The 15,356-nt window shown below is 63.8% G+C and carries 14 protein-coding genes; 2 read left to right on the forward strand and 12 right to left on the reverse strand.

The genetic code is table 11. The features are described 5' to 3' along the window. Positions 1 to 67: 67 nt before the first annotated feature. From HDG32_RS11365 to HDG32_RS11390, 6 genes are all read right to left on the reverse strand, one after another. Positions 68 to 793: an amino acid ABC transporter ATP-binding protein gene (locus HDG32_RS11365; protein ID WP_090801826.1), complete on the reverse strand. Its 726-nt coding sequence runs from the start codon at positions 791 to 793 to the stop codon at positions 68 to 70. Continuing rightward, a complete protein-coding gene (gene gltK, locus HDG32_RS11370) occupies positions 790 to 1,467 on the reverse strand; it encodes a glutamate/aspartate ABC transporter permease GltK (RefSeq protein ID WP_184022936.1) in 678 nt (225 codons plus the stop codon). Before gltK ends, HDG32_RS11365 begins: the two co-directional genes overlap by 4 nt. After that, entirely contained in the window at positions 1,467 to 2,207 is a 741-nt protein-coding gene (locus HDG32_RS11375) for an amino acid ABC transporter permease (RefSeq protein ID WP_184066728.1), read from the reverse strand. The genes gltK and HDG32_RS11375 overlap by 1 nt, the downstream gene beginning before the upstream one ends. Before the next feature lie 91 nt (positions 2,208 to 2,298). Then, positions 2,299 to 3,192, reverse strand: a complete 894-nt coding sequence (locus HDG32_RS11380) for a glutamate/aspartate ABC transporter substrate-binding protein (RefSeq protein WP_090801828.1) — start codon at positions 3,190 to 3,192, stop codon at positions 2,299 to 2,301. Positions 3,193 to 3,476: 284 nt separating this feature from the next. After that, complete coding sequence (locus HDG32_RS11385; RefSeq protein WP_184022933.1) at positions 3,477 to 4,799, reverse strand: Glu/Leu/Phe/Val dehydrogenase; 1,323 nt, start codon at positions 4,797 to 4,799, stop codon at positions 3,477 to 3,479. A 162-nt stretch (positions 4,800 to 4,961) separates the two neighbouring features. Next, complete coding sequence (locus tag HDG32_RS11390; protein WP_184066731.1) at positions 4,962 to 5,918, reverse strand: LysR family transcriptional regulator; 957 nt, start codon at positions 5,916 to 5,918, stop codon at positions 4,962 to 4,964. A gap of 164 nt (positions 5,919 to 6,082) precedes the next feature. Here HDG32_RS11390 and purB point away from each other — a divergent pair, with 164 nt between their 5' ends. After that, positions 6,083 to 7,471 (forward strand): adenylosuccinate lyase, encoded by a 1,389-nt coding sequence (purB, locus tag HDG32_RS11395; RefSeq protein ID WP_184066734.1) that lies wholly within the window; start codon positions 6,083 to 6,085, stop codon positions 7,469 to 7,471. A gap of 98 nt (positions 7,472 to 7,569) precedes the next feature. Here purB and HDG32_RS11400 read toward each other — a convergent pair whose 3' ends face one another. The 4 genes from HDG32_RS11400 to edd all read right to left on the reverse strand — a co-directional run bounded on the left by HDG32_RS11400 (position 7,570) and on the right by edd (position 12,355). Next, a complete protein-coding gene (locus tag HDG32_RS11400; protein ID WP_090801834.1) occupies positions 7,570 to 8,064 on the reverse strand; it encodes a gluconokinase in 495 nt (164 codons plus the stop codon). Positions 8,065 to 8,074: 10 nt separating this feature from the next. Then, positions 8,075 to 9,478, reverse strand: coding sequence for a gluconate:H+ symporter (locus HDG32_RS11405; protein ID WP_184066737.1), 1,404 nt, complete (start codon positions 9,476 to 9,478; stop codon positions 8,075 to 8,077). 256 nt (positions 9,479 to 9,734) lie between these two features. Beyond that, positions 9,735 to 10,376 (reverse strand): bifunctional 4-hydroxy-2-oxoglutarate aldolase/2-dehydro-3-deoxy-phosphogluconate aldolase, encoded by a 642-nt coding sequence (gene eda / locus HDG32_RS11410; RefSeq protein WP_184022929.1) that lies wholly within the window; start codon positions 10,374 to 10,376, stop codon positions 9,735 to 9,737. Positions 10,377 to 10,378: 2 nt separating this feature from the next. Then, entirely contained in the window at positions 10,379 to 12,355 is a 1,977-nt protein-coding gene (edd, locus tag HDG32_RS11415; protein ID WP_184066740.1) for a phosphogluconate dehydratase, read from the reverse strand. Positions 12,356 to 12,652: 297 nt separating this feature from the next. Between edd and HDG32_RS11420 the strand changes: the two genes are divergently transcribed. Next, the gene (locus tag HDG32_RS11420; protein WP_184066743.1) at positions 12,653 to 13,498 is read left to right on the forward strand and encodes a MurR/RpiR family transcriptional regulator; all 846 of its coding nucleotides are present in this window, start codon (positions 12,653 to 12,655) and stop codon (positions 13,496 to 13,498) included. A 112-nt stretch (positions 13,499 to 13,610) separates the two neighbouring features. Here HDG32_RS11420 and HDG32_RS11425 read toward each other — a convergent pair whose 3' ends face one another. Beyond that, positions 13,611 to 14,027 (reverse strand): CopD family protein, encoded by a 417-nt coding sequence (locus tag HDG32_RS11425; RefSeq protein WP_184066746.1) that lies wholly within the window; start codon positions 14,025 to 14,027, stop codon positions 13,611 to 13,613. A gap of 49 nt (positions 14,028 to 14,076) precedes the next feature. Continuing rightward, positions 14,077 to 15,348 (reverse strand): glutamate-5-semialdehyde dehydrogenase, encoded by a 1,272-nt coding sequence (locus HDG32_RS11430; protein WP_184066749.1) that lies wholly within the window; start codon positions 15,346 to 15,348, stop codon positions 14,077 to 14,079. Positions 15,349 to 15,356: the final 8 nt, after the last annotated feature.

The raw sequence follows: 15,356 nt of genomic DNA on the forward strand, positions 1-15,356 counted from the left end.
AGCCGCTCCACGGAGCGGCTTTTTTTCGTCCCGCGCGAGCCCCGAAACGAGGCCTGCGCGCCAACCCTCAGTGCAGAATCTTCGCGAGAAAATCCTTCGCGCGATCCGACTTCGGATTCGCGAAGAAGTCTTCCTTGCGGTCGTCTTCGACGATCAAACCCTTGTCCATGAAAATCACGCGATGCGCGACCTTCTTCGCGAAGCCCATTTCGTGCGTCACGCACATCATCGTCATGCCTTCCTGCGCGAGTTCGACCATCACGTCGAGCACTTCGTTGATCATCTCCGGATCGAGCGCCGAGGTCGGCTCGTCGAACAGCATCGCGATCGGGTCCATGGAGAGCGCACGCGCAATCGCCACGCGCTGCTGCTGACCACCGGACAGCTGCCCCGGATACTTGTCCGCATGTGCGCGCAGACCGACGCGATCGAGCAGCTTCAGGGCCTTCGCGGTCGCCTCGTCGTTCGAGCGGCCGAGCACCTTGACCTGCGCGAGCGTCAGGTTCTGCACGATCGACAGATGCGGAAACAGTTCGAAGTGCTGGAACACCATGCCGACCTTCGAGCGCAGCTTCGACAGATTGGTTTTCTTGTCGGTCAGTGACTGGCCGTTGATGACGATCTCGCCCTTCTGGAACGGCTCGAGTCCGTTGACGGTCTTGATCAGCGTGGACTTGCCCGAACCGGACGGCCCGCACACCACGACCACTTCGCCCTTTTTGACTTCCGTCGTGCAGTCGGTCAGCACCTGGAAATGGCCGTACCACTTCGAAACATTCTTGATAGAGATCATCTTGCGACCTTTTTCTGAAGACCTTTGACGAGGCTCGACGCGATCACGCAGATCACGAAATAACACGCGCCCGCGAACAGTACCATCTCGACGTTCGTGCCGTCACGATCGCCAATATTCGTAGCCGTGCGGAAGAAGTCGGCGAGGCTGATCACGTAGACGAGCGACGTATCCTGAAACAGCACGATACCCTGCGTGAGCAGCAGCGGCACCATCGCGCGGAACGCCTGCGGCAGCACGATCAGGCGCATCGCCTGCCCATAGGTCATGCCGAGCGCGAACGACGCGTTGACCTGACCACGCGGCACCGCCTGAATGCCGGCGCGGATGATCTCCGAATAATACGCGGCCTCGAACAGCGAGAACGCGACCATCGCCGAGGCGAGCCGGATGTCGATGTCGGCCGACAGACCGAGCACGCTTTGCAGCACCTGCGGCACGATCAGGAAGAACCACAGCAGCACCATCACGAGCGGGATCGAACGGAAGAGCGTCACGTAACCCTGCGCGAACCATCCGAGCGGCTTGATCGGCGACAGTCGAAACATCGCGAGAATGGTGCCCCAGATGATGCCGAATACGATCGCGATCAGCGTGATCTTGAACGTGATGATCGCGCCGGTCCATAGCGTAGGCAGCGCGCCCGGAATACCGCTCCAGTCGAAATGATGCATCACTTTCCTCCGATATAGCCGGGCAGCCGGGCCTTCACTTCGACCCAGCGCATCAGTTGCATCACGATCAGATTGATCAGCATGTATGCGACCGTGACTGCGATGAACGACTCGTAAGTTTGCGACGTGTAGTCGACGAGCTGGCGCGCCTGCGCGGACAGATCGAGCAGACCGATCGTCGAGGCGACCGCGGAGTTCTTGAAGATGTTCAGAAACTCGGAGGTGAGCGGCGGCACGATGATGCGGTACGCGACCGGCAGCAGCACGTAGCGATACGTCTGCCACTGCGTGAAGCCCACCGCCAGACCGGCCGCGCGCTGCCCGCGCGGCAACGCGTTGATGCCCGAGCGCACCTGCTCGCACACGCGCGCGGCGGTGAAGAGGCCCAGACACACGATCGACGACGAGAAGAACTGCGCGCCCGGCGGCAATTGCTTGAACCAGTTGCCGATCGACACGGGCAGCAGCTCCGGTATCACCAGATACCAGATGAAGAACTGCACGATCAGCGGAATGTTACGGAAAATCGCGACGTAGACGGTGCCGACGCCCGACGCCCATTTGTTGGGCACCGTGCGCAGCACACCGAAGAGCGAGCCGACGATCAGCGCGATCACCCATGCCGACAGCGACACGGTGACCGTCACCCACAGCCCCGAGAACAGCCAGCCCAGATAGGTGGTGGGCTCGCCCGTGGAGACGGGACTCAGCAGAATGCCCCAGTTCCAGTGATATGACATGACCAAGACTCCGGCAAAAAGAAACGGAAGAAGCGCGTGGCCCCTTCCGTTCCGTTCAGCGTTTCGAAAGTGTCGAAAAAGCAGCTAGGGTTTAGTCGATTGCCTTGTCGTTCGGGTTCTTGAACAGCGCACGCATATCGTCGCTCATCGGGAAGTTCAGGTTCAGGCCCTTCGGCGGGATCGGCGATTCGAACCAGCGCTTGTAGATCTGTTCGCCTTCGCCCGACGTTTGCACCTTCGCGATGGCGTCATCGGCGACCTTCTTGAAGTCGGGGTCGTTCTTGCGCAGCATGCAGCCGTACGCCTCCCGCGATTGCGGCGTGCCGACGATCACGAAATCGCCCGGGTTGCTCGACTTCGCGCGCTCGCCGGCGAGCAGCGCGTCGTCCATCATGAACGCGGCGGCACGGCCCGTCGACAGCGTCAGGAACGATTCGCCGTGATCCTTCGCGCTGATGATGTTCATGCCCATGTTCTTGTCCTGGTTCATCTTGCGAAGCAGGCGCTCGGACGTGGTGCCGGCGGTCGTGACGACCGTCTTGCCCTTCAGGTCCGGGAAGTCCTTGATGCCGGAATCTTTCTTGGTCATCAGGCGCGTGCCGATCACGAAGATCGTGTTCGTGAAGGCAGCCTGCTGCTGACGCTCGAGGTTATTCGTGGTTGAGCCGCACTCGATGTCGACCGTGCCGTTCTGCACGAGCGGAATGCGGTTCTGCGACGTGACCGGCACGAGCTTCACCTTCAGGTTCGGCATGTTCAGCTTTTGCTTGACGGCCTCGACGATCTTCATCGCGTAATCCTGCGAGTAGCCGATCACGTTCTGCTTTTCGTCGTAATAGGAGAACGGGATCGACGATTCGCGATGGCCCAGCGAAATGACGCCCGTATCCTTGATCTTTTTCAGCGTGCCCGAGTCTTGCGCATGCGCGCCAACCGTAAACAGTCCGAGAGTCGCGAGCAGCAGCGCAGCTTTTTTAATCTTCATCCTGATCTCCTTGGCAAGAACCGGCGCCAGTGTAACAAAGTAATTTTTCTGAAAGTATCGCTATTAACCATTCTGTTGCGCGCACGCCGCGATGGGCCCGCGGCGCCGTGGCACGGCCGTTTCGCGCATATGAGAAGGCGGGCGGCATCGATAGGATGCCGCCCGCCGGTCAAACACGCCGTCTTGTGGACCGCGTTGATGCACGAAATTTCGACGGTATGCGCCTCCCGGCCCGGATACCGGGCCGCGTCACCGCCGTTTCAAACAAGATAGGACACGGTCCATCAGGGATACAAGCCGCGCATCTCGCGCGCCTGCAAAATCCGCTTACACGCGACGATGAACGCAGCCGTGCGCACCGACACGTTCTGCTCGCTCGACACCTGCCACACCGCCGCGAACGCTTCGCGCATCACGCGCTCGAGGCGCTCGTTGATCTCGTCCTCGGTCCAGAAGAAGCTCGAGAAGTCCTGGACCCATTCGAAATATGACACTGTCACACCGCCGGCATTTGCGACCACGTCCGGAATCACGAGGATGCCGCGATCGTGCAGGATGTCGTCCGCCGCCGTAGTGGTCGGGCCGTTCGCGCCCTCGACGATGATCCTGGTCTTGATCTTGCCGGCGTTTTTTTCGGTGATCTGATTTTCCAGCGCCGCCGGAATCAGGATGTCCGACTCGACGGTCCAGAACTCATCACCGGTGATCGCGTCCGCTTCGGGGAAACCGCCGACGCCGCCCGTCTTCGCGACGTAGTCGAGCAGCGCGACCGCGTCGATGCCGGTGGACTTGTACACCGAGCCGGTGTGGTCCTGCACCGCGACGACCTTCGCGCCCGCCTCCTGGAACAGACGCGCGGCGATGCCGCCGACGTTGCCGAAGCCCTGCACCGCGATACGTGCGCCTTCGATGTCGAAGCCGATGCGGCGAGCCGCTTCGCAGCCCACCACGAACACGCCGCGGCCGGTCGCCTCGCGACGGCCGAGCGAGCCGCCGAGCGTGATCGGCTTGCCAGTCACGACGCCGGTGGCCGTCTGGCCCTGATTCATCGAGTACGTGTCCATCATCCACGCCATGATCTGCTCGTTCGTGTTCACGTCCGGAGCGGGGATGTCGGTATTCGGTCCGATGATGATGCCGATCTCGCTCGTGTAGCGGCGCGTCACGCGCTCGAGCTCGCCACGCGACAGCGTGCGCGGATCGACGCGGATGCCGCCCTTCGCGCCGCCGTACGGCACGTTCACCGCCGCATTCTTCACCGACATCCACGCGGACAGCGCCATCACTTCGGATAGCGTAACGTCCTGGTGATAACGCACGCCGCCCTTGCCCGGACCGCGCGACACGTTGTGTTGCACGCGATAACCCTCGAAGTGCGCGACCGTGCCGTTGTCGAGTTCGATGGGCACGTCCACGACGAGAATGCGCTTCGGGCGTTTCAGGGTTTCGAGCCAGCGGGACAGCGAACCGAGATACGGCGCGACGCGGTCGACCTGGCGCAGATAGTTGCCCCAAGGGCCGAGGTCTTCCTTATTGAGGTAGGAGGGAACGGCTTGCAACGTTGAGGCGGCTTGTACCGATTCTGCGGCTTGTTGCTGGGATGACATGAACGCTCCGGCGTTTGATCGAGTACGGGCATTGTGGAAAAACGCCGTATCGAAATCCAATGCCGTTTCCTTATCCCGTTATGTCTTTCTTGCATAACGTTCGCAAAGCCGCAAATTCGCGTCGTCGCGACGCAGGTTCGAGTTTGAGTTTTATGCCGCGGCTCAGGCGGCGCTCTGCCGGAGTTCCTCCGACACCACGTCCCACAACTGGCGCACGAGAATCTGGCGCGCGTCGTCGCTTTTGGCGGCGAGCTTGTCGCGATACAGGCGAATCTCCATGCTGAGCGTCAGCTGCCCTTCCGGCGTGCCGCGCGTCGCGCGATCGAGGCGGATCAGCCGGCCTTCGGCCACCGCATCTTCGACCGCGCTATGCGGCAGAAACGCGATGCCGTGACCAGCGAGCGCCATCGCCTTGAGCCCCTCGGCCATGTCGGTTTCGTAGAGCCGGTCAAGGTACAGGCGCTCCGGCGCGTTCGCGAGAATCACCTCGGTCATGCGCCCGAGGTACGCGTTCGGCGTGTACGACAGATACGGCGCGGGCGCCTCGGCCGAGCCTGGCAGCGTGTGACGCGGCCGCCCCGCGCGGGCCGGCGCCGAGAACGGGCTGATCGGCTCGTGGCCGAGCGTCAGCATGTCGTAGCGCGCCGGATCGAGCGCGACCGGGTGGCTCGGATGGTGGTAGCCCATCATCAGATCGCAGCCGCCTTCCACCAGCGAGAGCGCCGCGTCGTGCACGTTCAGCGCGCGCAGCCGCGTGTGGATCGGGCCCATCTGCGCCTCGATGCGCTGCAGCCAGCGCGGGAAGTAAGTGAGCGACAGCGTGTGGGGGACCGCGAATTCGATCGTCGCCTGCGGCGTCGCCGTGTGGCCGCGCAGCAGCGCGCGCGCCTCGTGGAATTGCGACAGCATCGCGAGCGCCTGCTCGTTGAACACCTGGCCGGCCGCCGTGAGCCGCGTCGGATAAACAGAACGGTCGATCAGTTCCGTGCCGAGCCACGCCTCGAGCGCCTGGATGCGGCGCGAGAAAGCCGGCTGCGTGATGTGGCGCAACTCGGCCGAGCGGCTGAAGCTACGCGTTTCCGCGAGCGAAATGAAGTCTTCGAGCCATTTCAGTTCCATGCGCTTGCGCTTGCCGTCGAGAGGGAAGAAGCCTGCATTCTAGCGGCGCGGATTGCGACCGACGCATCCGGGCGGGCCGATCGCGTCACAGTGGTAAAATCCACGGTTCCCTCCGTTCCCGACCCGCTCGCTGAGCGCTCAACCGCTTCAACCCGGTCCTCATCATGTCCGACACCCGCCCCGACACCCTGTTCGCGCTGAACGCGCTTTCCCCGCTCGACGGCCGCTACGCCGCCAAAACCGAAGCCCTGCGCGACTGGCTCTCGGAAGCCGCCTTCATGCGCAATCGCGTGACGGTCGAAATCCACTGGCTGATCGCGCTGTCGCGCGCCGGCTTCGCCGAAGTGCCGCGCTTCTCCGAGGCGTCCGAGCAATTCCTGCTGCAACTGGCCGAGCGCTTCACCGCGCACGACGCCGCGCGCATCAAGGAAATCGAGCGCGTGACGAACCACGACGTGAAGGCCGTCGAATACTGGCTGAAGGAATCGGTGAAGGGCCATGAAGAACTGGAGCGCGCGAGCGAGTTCATCCACTTCGCGTGCACGTCGGAAGACATCAACAACACGTCGCACGGCCTGATGCTCGCCGGCGCGCGCGAACACGTGATCCTGCCGGCGCTGCGCTCGGTGCATCAACGCCTCGTTGCGCTCGCGCACGCGCAAGCCGCCCAGCCGATGCTGTCGCGCACGCACGGCCAGCCGGCCAGCCCGACCACGCTCGGCAAGGAAATCGCCAACGTCGCCGCGCGGCTCGCGCGTGCGATCGAGCGGGTCGCGAAGGTCGAACTGCTCGGCAAGATGAACGGCGCGGTCGGCAACTTCAACGCGCACCTGTCCGCGTATCCGGAGTTCGACTGGGAAGCATTCTCGAAGGACGTCGTCGAGAACCGTCTGAAGCTCGCGTTCAATCCGTACACGATCCAGATCGAGCCGCACGACTACATGGCCGAGCTGTTCGACGCGATCTCGCGCGCGAACACGATCCTGCTGGATCTGGACCGCGACGTGTGGGGCTACATCTCGCTCGGCTACTTCAAGCAGCGCACGAAGGCCGGCGAAATCGGTTCGTCGACGATGCCGCACAAGGTCAACCCGATCGACTTCGAAAACTCGGAAGGCAACCTCGGCCTCGCGAACGCCACGTTGCGCCACCTCGCCGACAAGCTGCCGGTGTCGCGCTGGCAGCGCGACCTGACCGACTCGACGGTGCTGCGCAACATCGGCGTCGCGTTCGGCTACTCGCTGCTCGCGTACGACTCGCTGATCCGCGGCCTCGACAAGCTCGAAGTGAATGCGCAGCGTCTGAACGAAGACCTCGACAACTGCTGGGAAGTGCTGGCCGAGCCGGTGCAGACCGTGATGCGCCGTTACGGCATCGAGAATCCGTACGAGCAGCTGAAGGAGCTCACGCGCGGCAAGGGCATCACGCGCGAGGCGCTGCAGAGCTTCATTGGCGGCCTGGCGATTCCGCAGGACGCGAAGGACCGCCTGCTCGCCATGACGCCCGGCTCGTACATCGGCCGGGCCGTCGAACTGGCGAAGCGGATCGGCTGATCTGCTGGCCCAGCTTCTTCAATGCATAAAAAAGCCGCTCCGAGGAGCGGCTTTTTTTCGTCCCGCGTTCAAAGCTGGAACGCGAAGCAATCAACGACTCAGCGCGCTTCGACCTGCCTGAGCACCTCGTCGACGATCTGTTCCGGCGTCAGATCGATGCTGACCGTGATCGCTTCGTCGTCACCGGGCTCCTCGAGCGTATCGAGTTGGCTTTGCAGCAGCGACGGATCGAAGAAATGCCCGGTGCGATCCCCGAGACGCTCCGCGAGCACCTCGCGCGAACCCTTCAGGTAGACGAAGCACACGTCCTTGTCGCCGGCACGCAGAATGTCGCGATATGAGCGCTTCAGCGACGAACACGTGAACACCGCCGTCTCGCCCGCTTTCTGCTTTTCCTCGATCGCCGCGCGGATCGTCTTCAGCCACGGCCAGCGGTCTTCGTCGGTGAGCGGAATGCCGTGGTGCATCTTCTCCTTGTTCGCCGCGCTATGGAACGCGTCGCCGTCGGTGAACGCACAATGCAGGCGCTCGGCCAGCATTTCGCCAATCCTCGTCTTGCCGGCGCCCGACACGCCCATTGCGATCAGAATCATTTGAAACTCCTTACAGGACCGCCGCGAGTGCGAAGGTCAGGCCCAGCCCCATCACCGAAATGATGGTTTCGAGGAGCGACCACGTCTTGAAGGTCTGCACCACCGTCATGCCGAAATATTCCTTGATCAGCCAGAAGCCGCCGTCGTTCACGTGCGAGAAGATCAGCGAGCCCGAGCCGGTCGCGAGCACCATCAGTTCCGGCTTCACCTGCACCGCGCCCGCCGCCGCGATCGGCGCGACGATGCCGCAGGCGGTCGTCATCGCGACGGTGGCCGAGCCGGTTGCGAGACGCATCATCGCCGCGACGAGCCAGCCGAACAGCAGCGGCGACAGATGCACCGCGGTCGCCACGTTGGTGATTTCCTTCGAAATACCGCTATCCATCAGTACGCGGCCAAAACCGCCGCCCGCACCGACGATCAGTGTAATACCCGCGATCGGCGCCAGACATTCTCCGCAGAACTTCTGAATCTGCTCGCGGTTAAAGCCGCGGCTCGCGCCGAAGGTCCAGAAGCTGACCAGCACGGCCGTCAGCAGCGCGACGTCGGTGTTGCCGAAGAAGCGCAGCAGATCGTTCGGCAGCGTCTTCGGCTCGAAGACCAGGTCGGCCCAGCTGCCGACCAGCATCAGGACCACCGGCAACAGGATCGTGACCAGCGTGATGCCGAAGCCCGGCAGTTCGCGCTTCGGTGCAGCGGCCTTCGCGGCGTTACCACTTTGCACGCCGTTGGCGTCCTTCACGTCGCTGCCCAGAAATTGCGCGGCAAGCGGATTTTCCTTCGGCAACTGGACATGACGGCTCACCAGCAACGCGAACAGCGGACCGGCGACGATCGCGCACGGCACGCCGACGATCAGACCGTAGGCGATCGTCTTGCCGATGTCCGCGTGATACGCCTGCACGGCGAGCAGTGCGGCCGGGTGCGGCGGAATCAGCCCGTGCACGACGGACAGACCCGCGACCATCGGCAGGCCGACCAGCAGCAGCGATTTGTTGGTGCGCTTGGCGACGTTGAACGCGATCGGAATCAGCAGCACGAAGCCGACTTCGAAGAACACCGGCAAGCCGACGATGATCGCGACCACCATCATCGCCCAGTGAATGTGTTTCTCACCGAACCAGTTGATCAGCGTGGTCGCGACGCGCTCGGCGCCGCCCGATTCGGCCATCATCTTGCCGAGCATCGTACCGAGACCGACGACGATGGCAATGTGCCCGAGCGTGTTGCCGTTCCCCGTTTCGAACGATTTGACGATGGTCTGCATCGGCATGCCGGCCACGAGGCCCAGCAGCAACGACACGATGATCAGAACGAGAAACGGATAGACCTTGAAGCGCGTGATCATCAAGATCAGCAGCGCGATCGCGATCAATGCGTAGACCAGCAGCAAGCTGCCGTGGGCAGATTCCATGAAGCCCCTCCTTTGGTTTATTGATTTCAGAGTGCGGATGCGGCCGGCACTTCGTCTCACGGCAACCTGCGCGATGCCTGAAAACCCGGCTAGCCGCGCGGACGCTGAATTTTACTGTTTGTTTCCAGAAAGCGCGCGCAAATCCAGCACGCATATCAAGTAAAAAAAGAGTCTCGGCGCGACAGCCTGATGCGGCTGTATCGACGAGACTCCTGGGCCCGGTTCAGTTGACCGATGCGTTATTGGGTTGTGGGGCTTAGTGCGCGGGTGCCGCCAGCTGGCTCGCGGCGCGCGCGAGGCGCGTGACCTCGTCCCAGTTCTGCGCGGCGAGCGCGGCCTTCGGCGTGAGCCACGAACCGCCGACACAGACCACGTTCGGCAGCGACAGGAAGTGCGGCGCGCTTTCCGGCGTGATGCCGCCGGTCGGGCAGAACTTCAGCGCCGGGAACGGGCCGTGGAACGCCTGCAGCATCGGCACGCCGCCCGCCTGCTGTGCGGGGAAGAACTTGACGATCTCGTAGCCGAGCTCGAGCGCGAGGATGATGTCCGACGGCGTCATCACGCCGGGCAACAGCGGCAGACCCACATCCTGCGCGGCCTTGTGCATGTCCTTGGTCAGACCCGGCGACACGCCGAACTGCGCGCCCGCCTTCTTCGCCTGGGCGCAATGCTCGGGCTTCGTGATCGTGCCGACACCGACCACGATGTCGTCCGCGAGTTCGCACGCACGCTCGATCGCGCCGAGGCCCGCCGGCGTGCGCAGCGTGATTTCGAGCACCTTCACGCCGCCCGCGTGCAACGCGCGCGACACGTGTTCGCCCTGTTCGACCGTGTCGAACGCGAGCACCGGAATCACCGGGCCGAGGCGCACGATATCGCTTACTGTTTTCGACGTCATAGTCAGACTCCTTGTTTCTGCGGCGCCGCGCCGGCTTGCGCGGTGCTCGTGTGATGGTCGCTGGGTTGATGGCCGTGCTGATGGTCACCGTCGTGGCCGTGCTTGTGATGGCTGCCGTGGCCGTGCTGGCCGTCGACCGTGCCGCCCTCGCCGACCAGCTTGCCGAACACCGACGCGCCCTGCTCGGCCGGCGCCGCCGCCGCACGGAACACGCCGAACAGCTCGCGGCCGAAGCCGACTTCGTTGTCCGCCTGATGCAGCGGCTCGGCGTTCGGACGCGCGGCCCACTCGGCTGCGTCGATCTCGATGTCGAGCACGCCCGCTTCGGCGTCGATCACCAGCATGTCGCCCGTGCGCACTTTGCCGATCGGGCCTTGCAGCAACGCTTCCGGCGACAGATGGATGACCGCCGGCACCTTGCCCGACGCGCCCGACATACGGCCATCGGTCACCAGCGCGACATGGAAACCCTGATCCTGCAGCACACCGAGCAGCGGCGTCAAACGATGCAACTCGGGCATGCCGTTTGCGCGTGCGCCCTGGAAGCGCACCACCGCGATGAAGTCGCGCTTGAGCTCGCCCTTGTCGAACGCTTCCTGCACCGCTTCCTGCGAATCGAACACGATTGCCGGCGCCTTTACCTTGCGGTGCTGAGCCGCGACCGCCGAAATCTTGATTACGCCGCGGCCGAGCTTGCCCTGCATCAGACGCAGGCCGCCGTCCGGCTGGAACGGCTCCTTGATGCCGCGCAGCACCGCTGTGTCCGCGCTCGCCTCGACACCTGCCACCCATTGCAGCTTGCCGTCGAGCAGCTTCGGCTCCTCGGTGTAGCGCTTCAGGCCCTTGCCCGCGACCGTATTCACGTCTTCATGCAGCAGACCGCCTTCGAGCAGATTGCGCACGAGGAACGCGACGCCGCCCGCCGCGTGGAAGTGGTTCACGTCGGCCTTGCCGTTCGGATAGATCTTCGCAAGCAGCGGTACCGCCTGCGACAGCGTGTCGAAGTCGTCCCAGTCGATCACGATGCCGGCCGCGCGCGCGATTGCGACGAGGTGCAGCGTGTGATTGGTCGAACCGCCGGTCGCCAGCAGCGCGACGATGCCGTTGACGATCGCCTTCTCGTCGACCACATGGCCGATCGGCATGTAGTGGCCGCGCTCGACCGTCAGATCGAGCACGCGGCGCGCGGCCTGCGCGGTCAGCGCGTCGCGCAGCGGCGTGTGCGGATGCACGAAGGCCGAGCCCGGCAGATGCAGGCCCATCACTTCCATCAGCATCTGGTTACTGTTCGCGGTGCCGTAGAACGTGCAGGTGCCGTGGCTGTGATAGGCGGCCGCTTCCGCTTCGAGCAGCGCGTCGCGGCCGCACTGGCCGGTCGCGAACTGCTGACGCGTCCTGGCTTTGTCGTCGTTCGACAGGCCGCTTGCCATCGGGCCGGCCGGCACGAAGATGGTCGGCAAATGGCCGAACTGCAGCGCGCCGATCAGCAGGCCCGGCACGATCTTGTCGCAGATGCCGAGGCACAGCGCCGCGTCGAACATGTTGTGGGTAAGCGCGACGGCCGTGCTCATCGCGATCACTTCGCGCGAGAACAGCGACAGCTCCATGCCCGCGTTGCCCTGCGTGACGCCGTCGCACATCGCCGGCACGCCGCCCGCGAATTGCGCGACGCCGCCGTTTTCGCGCGCGGCCTGCTTGATGATGTCCGGGTAGTTTTTGTACGGCGCGTGCGCCGACAGCATCTCGTTGTACGACGACACGATGCCGATATTCGGCTCGCGAATCTGCTTGATCACGAGCTTGTCGTTGCCCTCGAGGCCGGCGAAACCGTGAGCGAGGTTCGCGCACGACAACGCGCCGCGCGCCGGAAAGCGCCCCTGCGCATGCTCGATGCGGGCCAGATACGCTTCGCGCGTGGGCTTGCTGCGCTCGATCACGCGTTGCGTGACCTTCAACAATTGCGAATGCGGGGAAACCATCGGAGCTCCTTCGTCGCTGGCGGCAGGCGCACGCATGACACCAGTCGGTATCGCGGGGTTGTGTTATCGAACGACGCCATCTTAGTAGAAAAACTACACGATCGCAATGACGAACTCTGTTGCGGCGCCGCATGGCACGGATCGCCAAGTCACCCTACTGGCGTACCTCAGCGCTTTACAGCAGAAAACTAGGGAATACACTTACCCACCGATATGTAGTTTTTGTACCTAGCTTTTGTGCGCCAACGACCAATCGGATATAGTCCACACGTTCTTCAGCATAGTGCGAGTTTTCCGATGATGCTGTCCCAGGTGGAAGAGATGCGCGACCAGCTACGCCCGTCCGAGCGCAAGCTGGCCGATTACGTGATCGAGGCGCCGCGCGAGGTGCTCGATCTGTCGATGACCGAGGTCGCCGCGCGCGCGGGCGTGAGTCAGCCGACGATCGCGCGCTTCTGCCACGCGCTCGGTTTCTCCGGCTTTCGCGAATTCAAGATCCGTCTCGCGCAGGGCATCGCCAGCGAAGTGCCCGCCGTCTATCGCGACGTGCGGCCCGACGAGCCGACGCCGGGCGTCGCCGCGAAGGTGCTCGACCGGACGATCGGCGCGCTGATTCAGGTGCGCAACAATCTGTCGTCGGATAGCGTCGCCGCGGCGATCGACATGCTCGCGCAAGCGAAGCGCATCGAGTTCTACGGAGCGGGCGGCTCAGGCATCGCCGCGCTCGACGTGCAGCACAAGTTCTTTCGGCTCGGCATGCCGAGCGTCGCGTATTCGGACCCGCATACGTTTCTGATGTCGGCCGCGCTGCTCGGACCTGGGGACGTGGTCGTCGCGATTTCCAATACGGGCCGCACGCGCGACATCATCGATGCCGCGAAGGCCGCGCTGAACGCGGGCGCGAAGGTGATCGCGATCACGCACGGCAACTCGCCGCTCGCGCGGCTCGCAACCGTCGGCCTCTTTGCGAACGTCGACGAAGACACCGACATCTTCTCCCCGATGACCTCGCGAGTGTCACATCTGGCGATCGGCGACATTCTGGCGGTCGGCGTCGCGCTGACCCGCGGGCCCGAACTGCTGGAGAAGCTCGCGCAAACGAAGGAAGTGATCCACCGGCGGCGGGTGGATTCGCAGGGGTGAACCGCTGCGATGGAATGCGGAACGACGGGATAACGCAAAAGGGCGGTGTGCCATTCAACCGGCATACCGCCCTTTGATCTTTTCCAGCGCCCTGCTTAACGCCGTCAGCCGCTCAGAACGGCTTGATCACCACCAGCGCGACCGCCGCGAGCATACCGAGCACCGGCAGCTCGTTGAACATCCGATACCACTTGTCCGAGCGGCGATTCTCGCCGCGCTCGAACCTGCGCAACAGCACGCCGCAATACGCGTGATAGATGACGAGGAGCACGACCACGCCGACCTTCGCGTGAATCCAGGCCTGCCCGCTGCCGATGCCGATCACGAGCCACAACCACAGGCCGCACGCGATCGCGGGCACGGCGATGAAGCTCATGAAGCGGAACAGCTTGCGCGCCATCAGCAGAAGACGCGCCGTCGCGGCGGGTTCAGTTTCCATCGCCAGATTGACGAAGATGCGCGGCAGATAGAACAGGCCGGCAAACCAGGAGGCAATCAATACGATGTGAAACGTCTTTACCCAAAGCATCGGCGGGGGTCCTTGTGGTCCTTGTTGTTGTGGCGCTTCGATTCGTGCTTTATTGACGGCCTTCGCCATGACCCAGCACGACGTATTTCAGCGACGTCAGCCCTTCGAGGCCGACCGGGCCGCGCGCGTGCAGCTTGTCGTTCGAAATGCCGATCTCGGCGCCGAGGCCGAACTCGAAGCCGTCCGCGAAACGCGTCGACGCGTTGACCATCACGCTCGCCGAATCGACTTCGCGCAGGAAGCGCATCGCGCGATCGTGGTCTTCGGTGACGATCGCGTCGGTGTGCTGCGAGCTATACGTGTTGATGTGCTCGATCGCCGCGTCGATGCCGTCGACCACCTTGATCGCGAGCACCGGCGCGAGATATTCGGTGCGCCAGTCTTCCTCGCTCGCATCGACGAGCGGACCGACGCCCGCATCGGCCAGCACCGCGCGCGCCGCCGCATCGACGCGCAGCTCGACGTCCTTGCCGCGATACAGCTTGCCCAGCGGCGGCAGCACTTCGGCCGCAATGCCGCGCGCGACCAGCAGCGTCTCCATCGTGTTGCAGGTGCCGTAGCGGTGCGTCTTCGCGTTGTCGCAGACGTTCAGCGCCTTCGGCAGGTCCGCGCGATCGTCGACATAAACGTGGCAGATGCCGTCGAGGTGCTTGATCATCGGCACGCGCGCTTCGTTCATCAAACGCTCGATCAGGCTCTTGCCGCCGCGCGGCACGATCACATCGACGTACTCGGTCATCGTGATGAGCTTGCCGACCGCCGCGCGGTCCGACGTCGCGACCACCTGCACCGCGTCCTGCGGCAGACCGGCCGCTTCGAGGCCCTCGCCGATCAGCTTCGCGAGCGCGGTATTGCATTCGAGCGCTTCCGAGCCGCCGCGCAAAATGGTCGCGTTGCCGGACTTCAGGCACAGCGCGGCCGCGTCGATCGTCACGTTCGGGCGCGATTCGTAGATGATGCCGATCACCCCGAGCGGCACACGCATCTGGCCGACCTGGATGCCGCTCGGCCGGTACTTCAGATTGCTGATCTCGCCGATCGGGTCGGCCAGCGCCGCGACCTGGCGCAGGCCTTCGACCATCGTTTTCAGCGCCTTGTCGGACAGCGTCAACCGGTCGATGAACGCGGCATCGTGGCCCTTGCCGCGCGCGCGTTCGACGTCGCGCGCATTGGCGGCCTTCAGCAGATCGGCATCGCGCTCGATCGCCTCGGCAACGGCCGCAAGCGCCGCATTCTTCGCGGCGGTCGACGCCCGCGCCATCGCGCGCGAAGCCTGACGGGCGCGTTGGCCGAGGTCGGTCATGTACTGGTCGATATCCATGGTCATTC

Source organism: Paraburkholderia sp. CI2, from assembly GCF_014201055.1.
GTDB classification, from domain to species: Bacteria; Pseudomonadota; Gammaproteobacteria; order Burkholderiales; family Burkholderiaceae; genus Paraburkholderia; species Paraburkholderia tuberum.

Bases quoted from the DNA above. Each gene is read 5' to 3' on its own strand.
- HDG32_RS11385 (WP_184022933.1), bottom strand. From the start codon at position 4,799: ATGTCATCCCAGCAACAAGCCGCAGAATCGGTACAAGCCGCCTCAACG.
- HDG32_RS11405 (WP_184066737.1), bottom strand. From the start codon at position 9,478: ATGGAATCTGCCCACGGCAGCTTGCTGCTGGTCTACGCATTGATCGCG.
- gltK (WP_184022936.1), bottom strand. From the start codon at position 1,467: ATGCATCATTTCGACTGGAGCGGTATTCCGGGCGCGCTGCCTACGCTA.
- HDG32_RS11400 (WP_090801834.1), bottom strand. From the start codon at position 8,064: ATGATTCTGATCGCAATGGGCGTGTCGGGCGCCGGCAAGACGAGGATT.
- purB (WP_184066734.1), top strand. From the start codon at position 6,083: ATGTCCGACACCCGCCCCGACACCCTGTTCGCGCTGAACGCGCTTTCC.
- HDG32_RS11430 (WP_184066749.1), bottom strand. From the start codon at position 15,348: ATGGATATCGACCAGTACATGACCGACCTCGGCCAACGCGCCCGTCAG.
- HDG32_RS11365 (WP_090801826.1), bottom strand. From the start codon at position 793: ATGATCTCTATCAAGAATGTTTCGAAGTGGTACGGCCATTTCCAGGTG.
- HDG32_RS11375 (WP_184066728.1), bottom strand. From the start codon at position 2,207: ATGTCATATCACTGGAACTGGGGCATTCTGCTGAGTCCCGTCTCCACG.
- eda (WP_184022929.1), bottom strand. From the start codon at position 10,376: ATGACGTCGAAAACAGTAAGCGATATCGTGCGCCTCGGCCCGGTGATT.
- HDG32_RS11390 (WP_184066731.1), bottom strand. From the start codon at position 5,918: ATGGAACTGAAATGGCTCGAAGACTTCATTTCGCTCGCGGAAACGCGT.
- edd (WP_184066740.1), bottom strand. From the start codon at position 12,355: ATGGTTTCCCCGCATTCGCAATTGTTGAAGGTCACGCAACGCGTGATC.
- HDG32_RS11380 (WP_090801828.1), bottom strand. From the start codon at position 3,192: ATGAAGATTAAAAAAGCTGCGCTGCTGCTCGCGACTCTCGGACTGTTT.
- HDG32_RS11425 (WP_184066746.1), bottom strand. From the start codon at position 14,027: ATGCTTTGGGTAAAGACGTTTCACATCGTATTGATTGCCTCCTGGTTT.
- HDG32_RS11420 (WP_184066743.1), top strand. From the start codon at position 12,653: ATGATGCTGTCCCAGGTGGAAGAGATGCGCGACCAGCTACGCCCGTCC.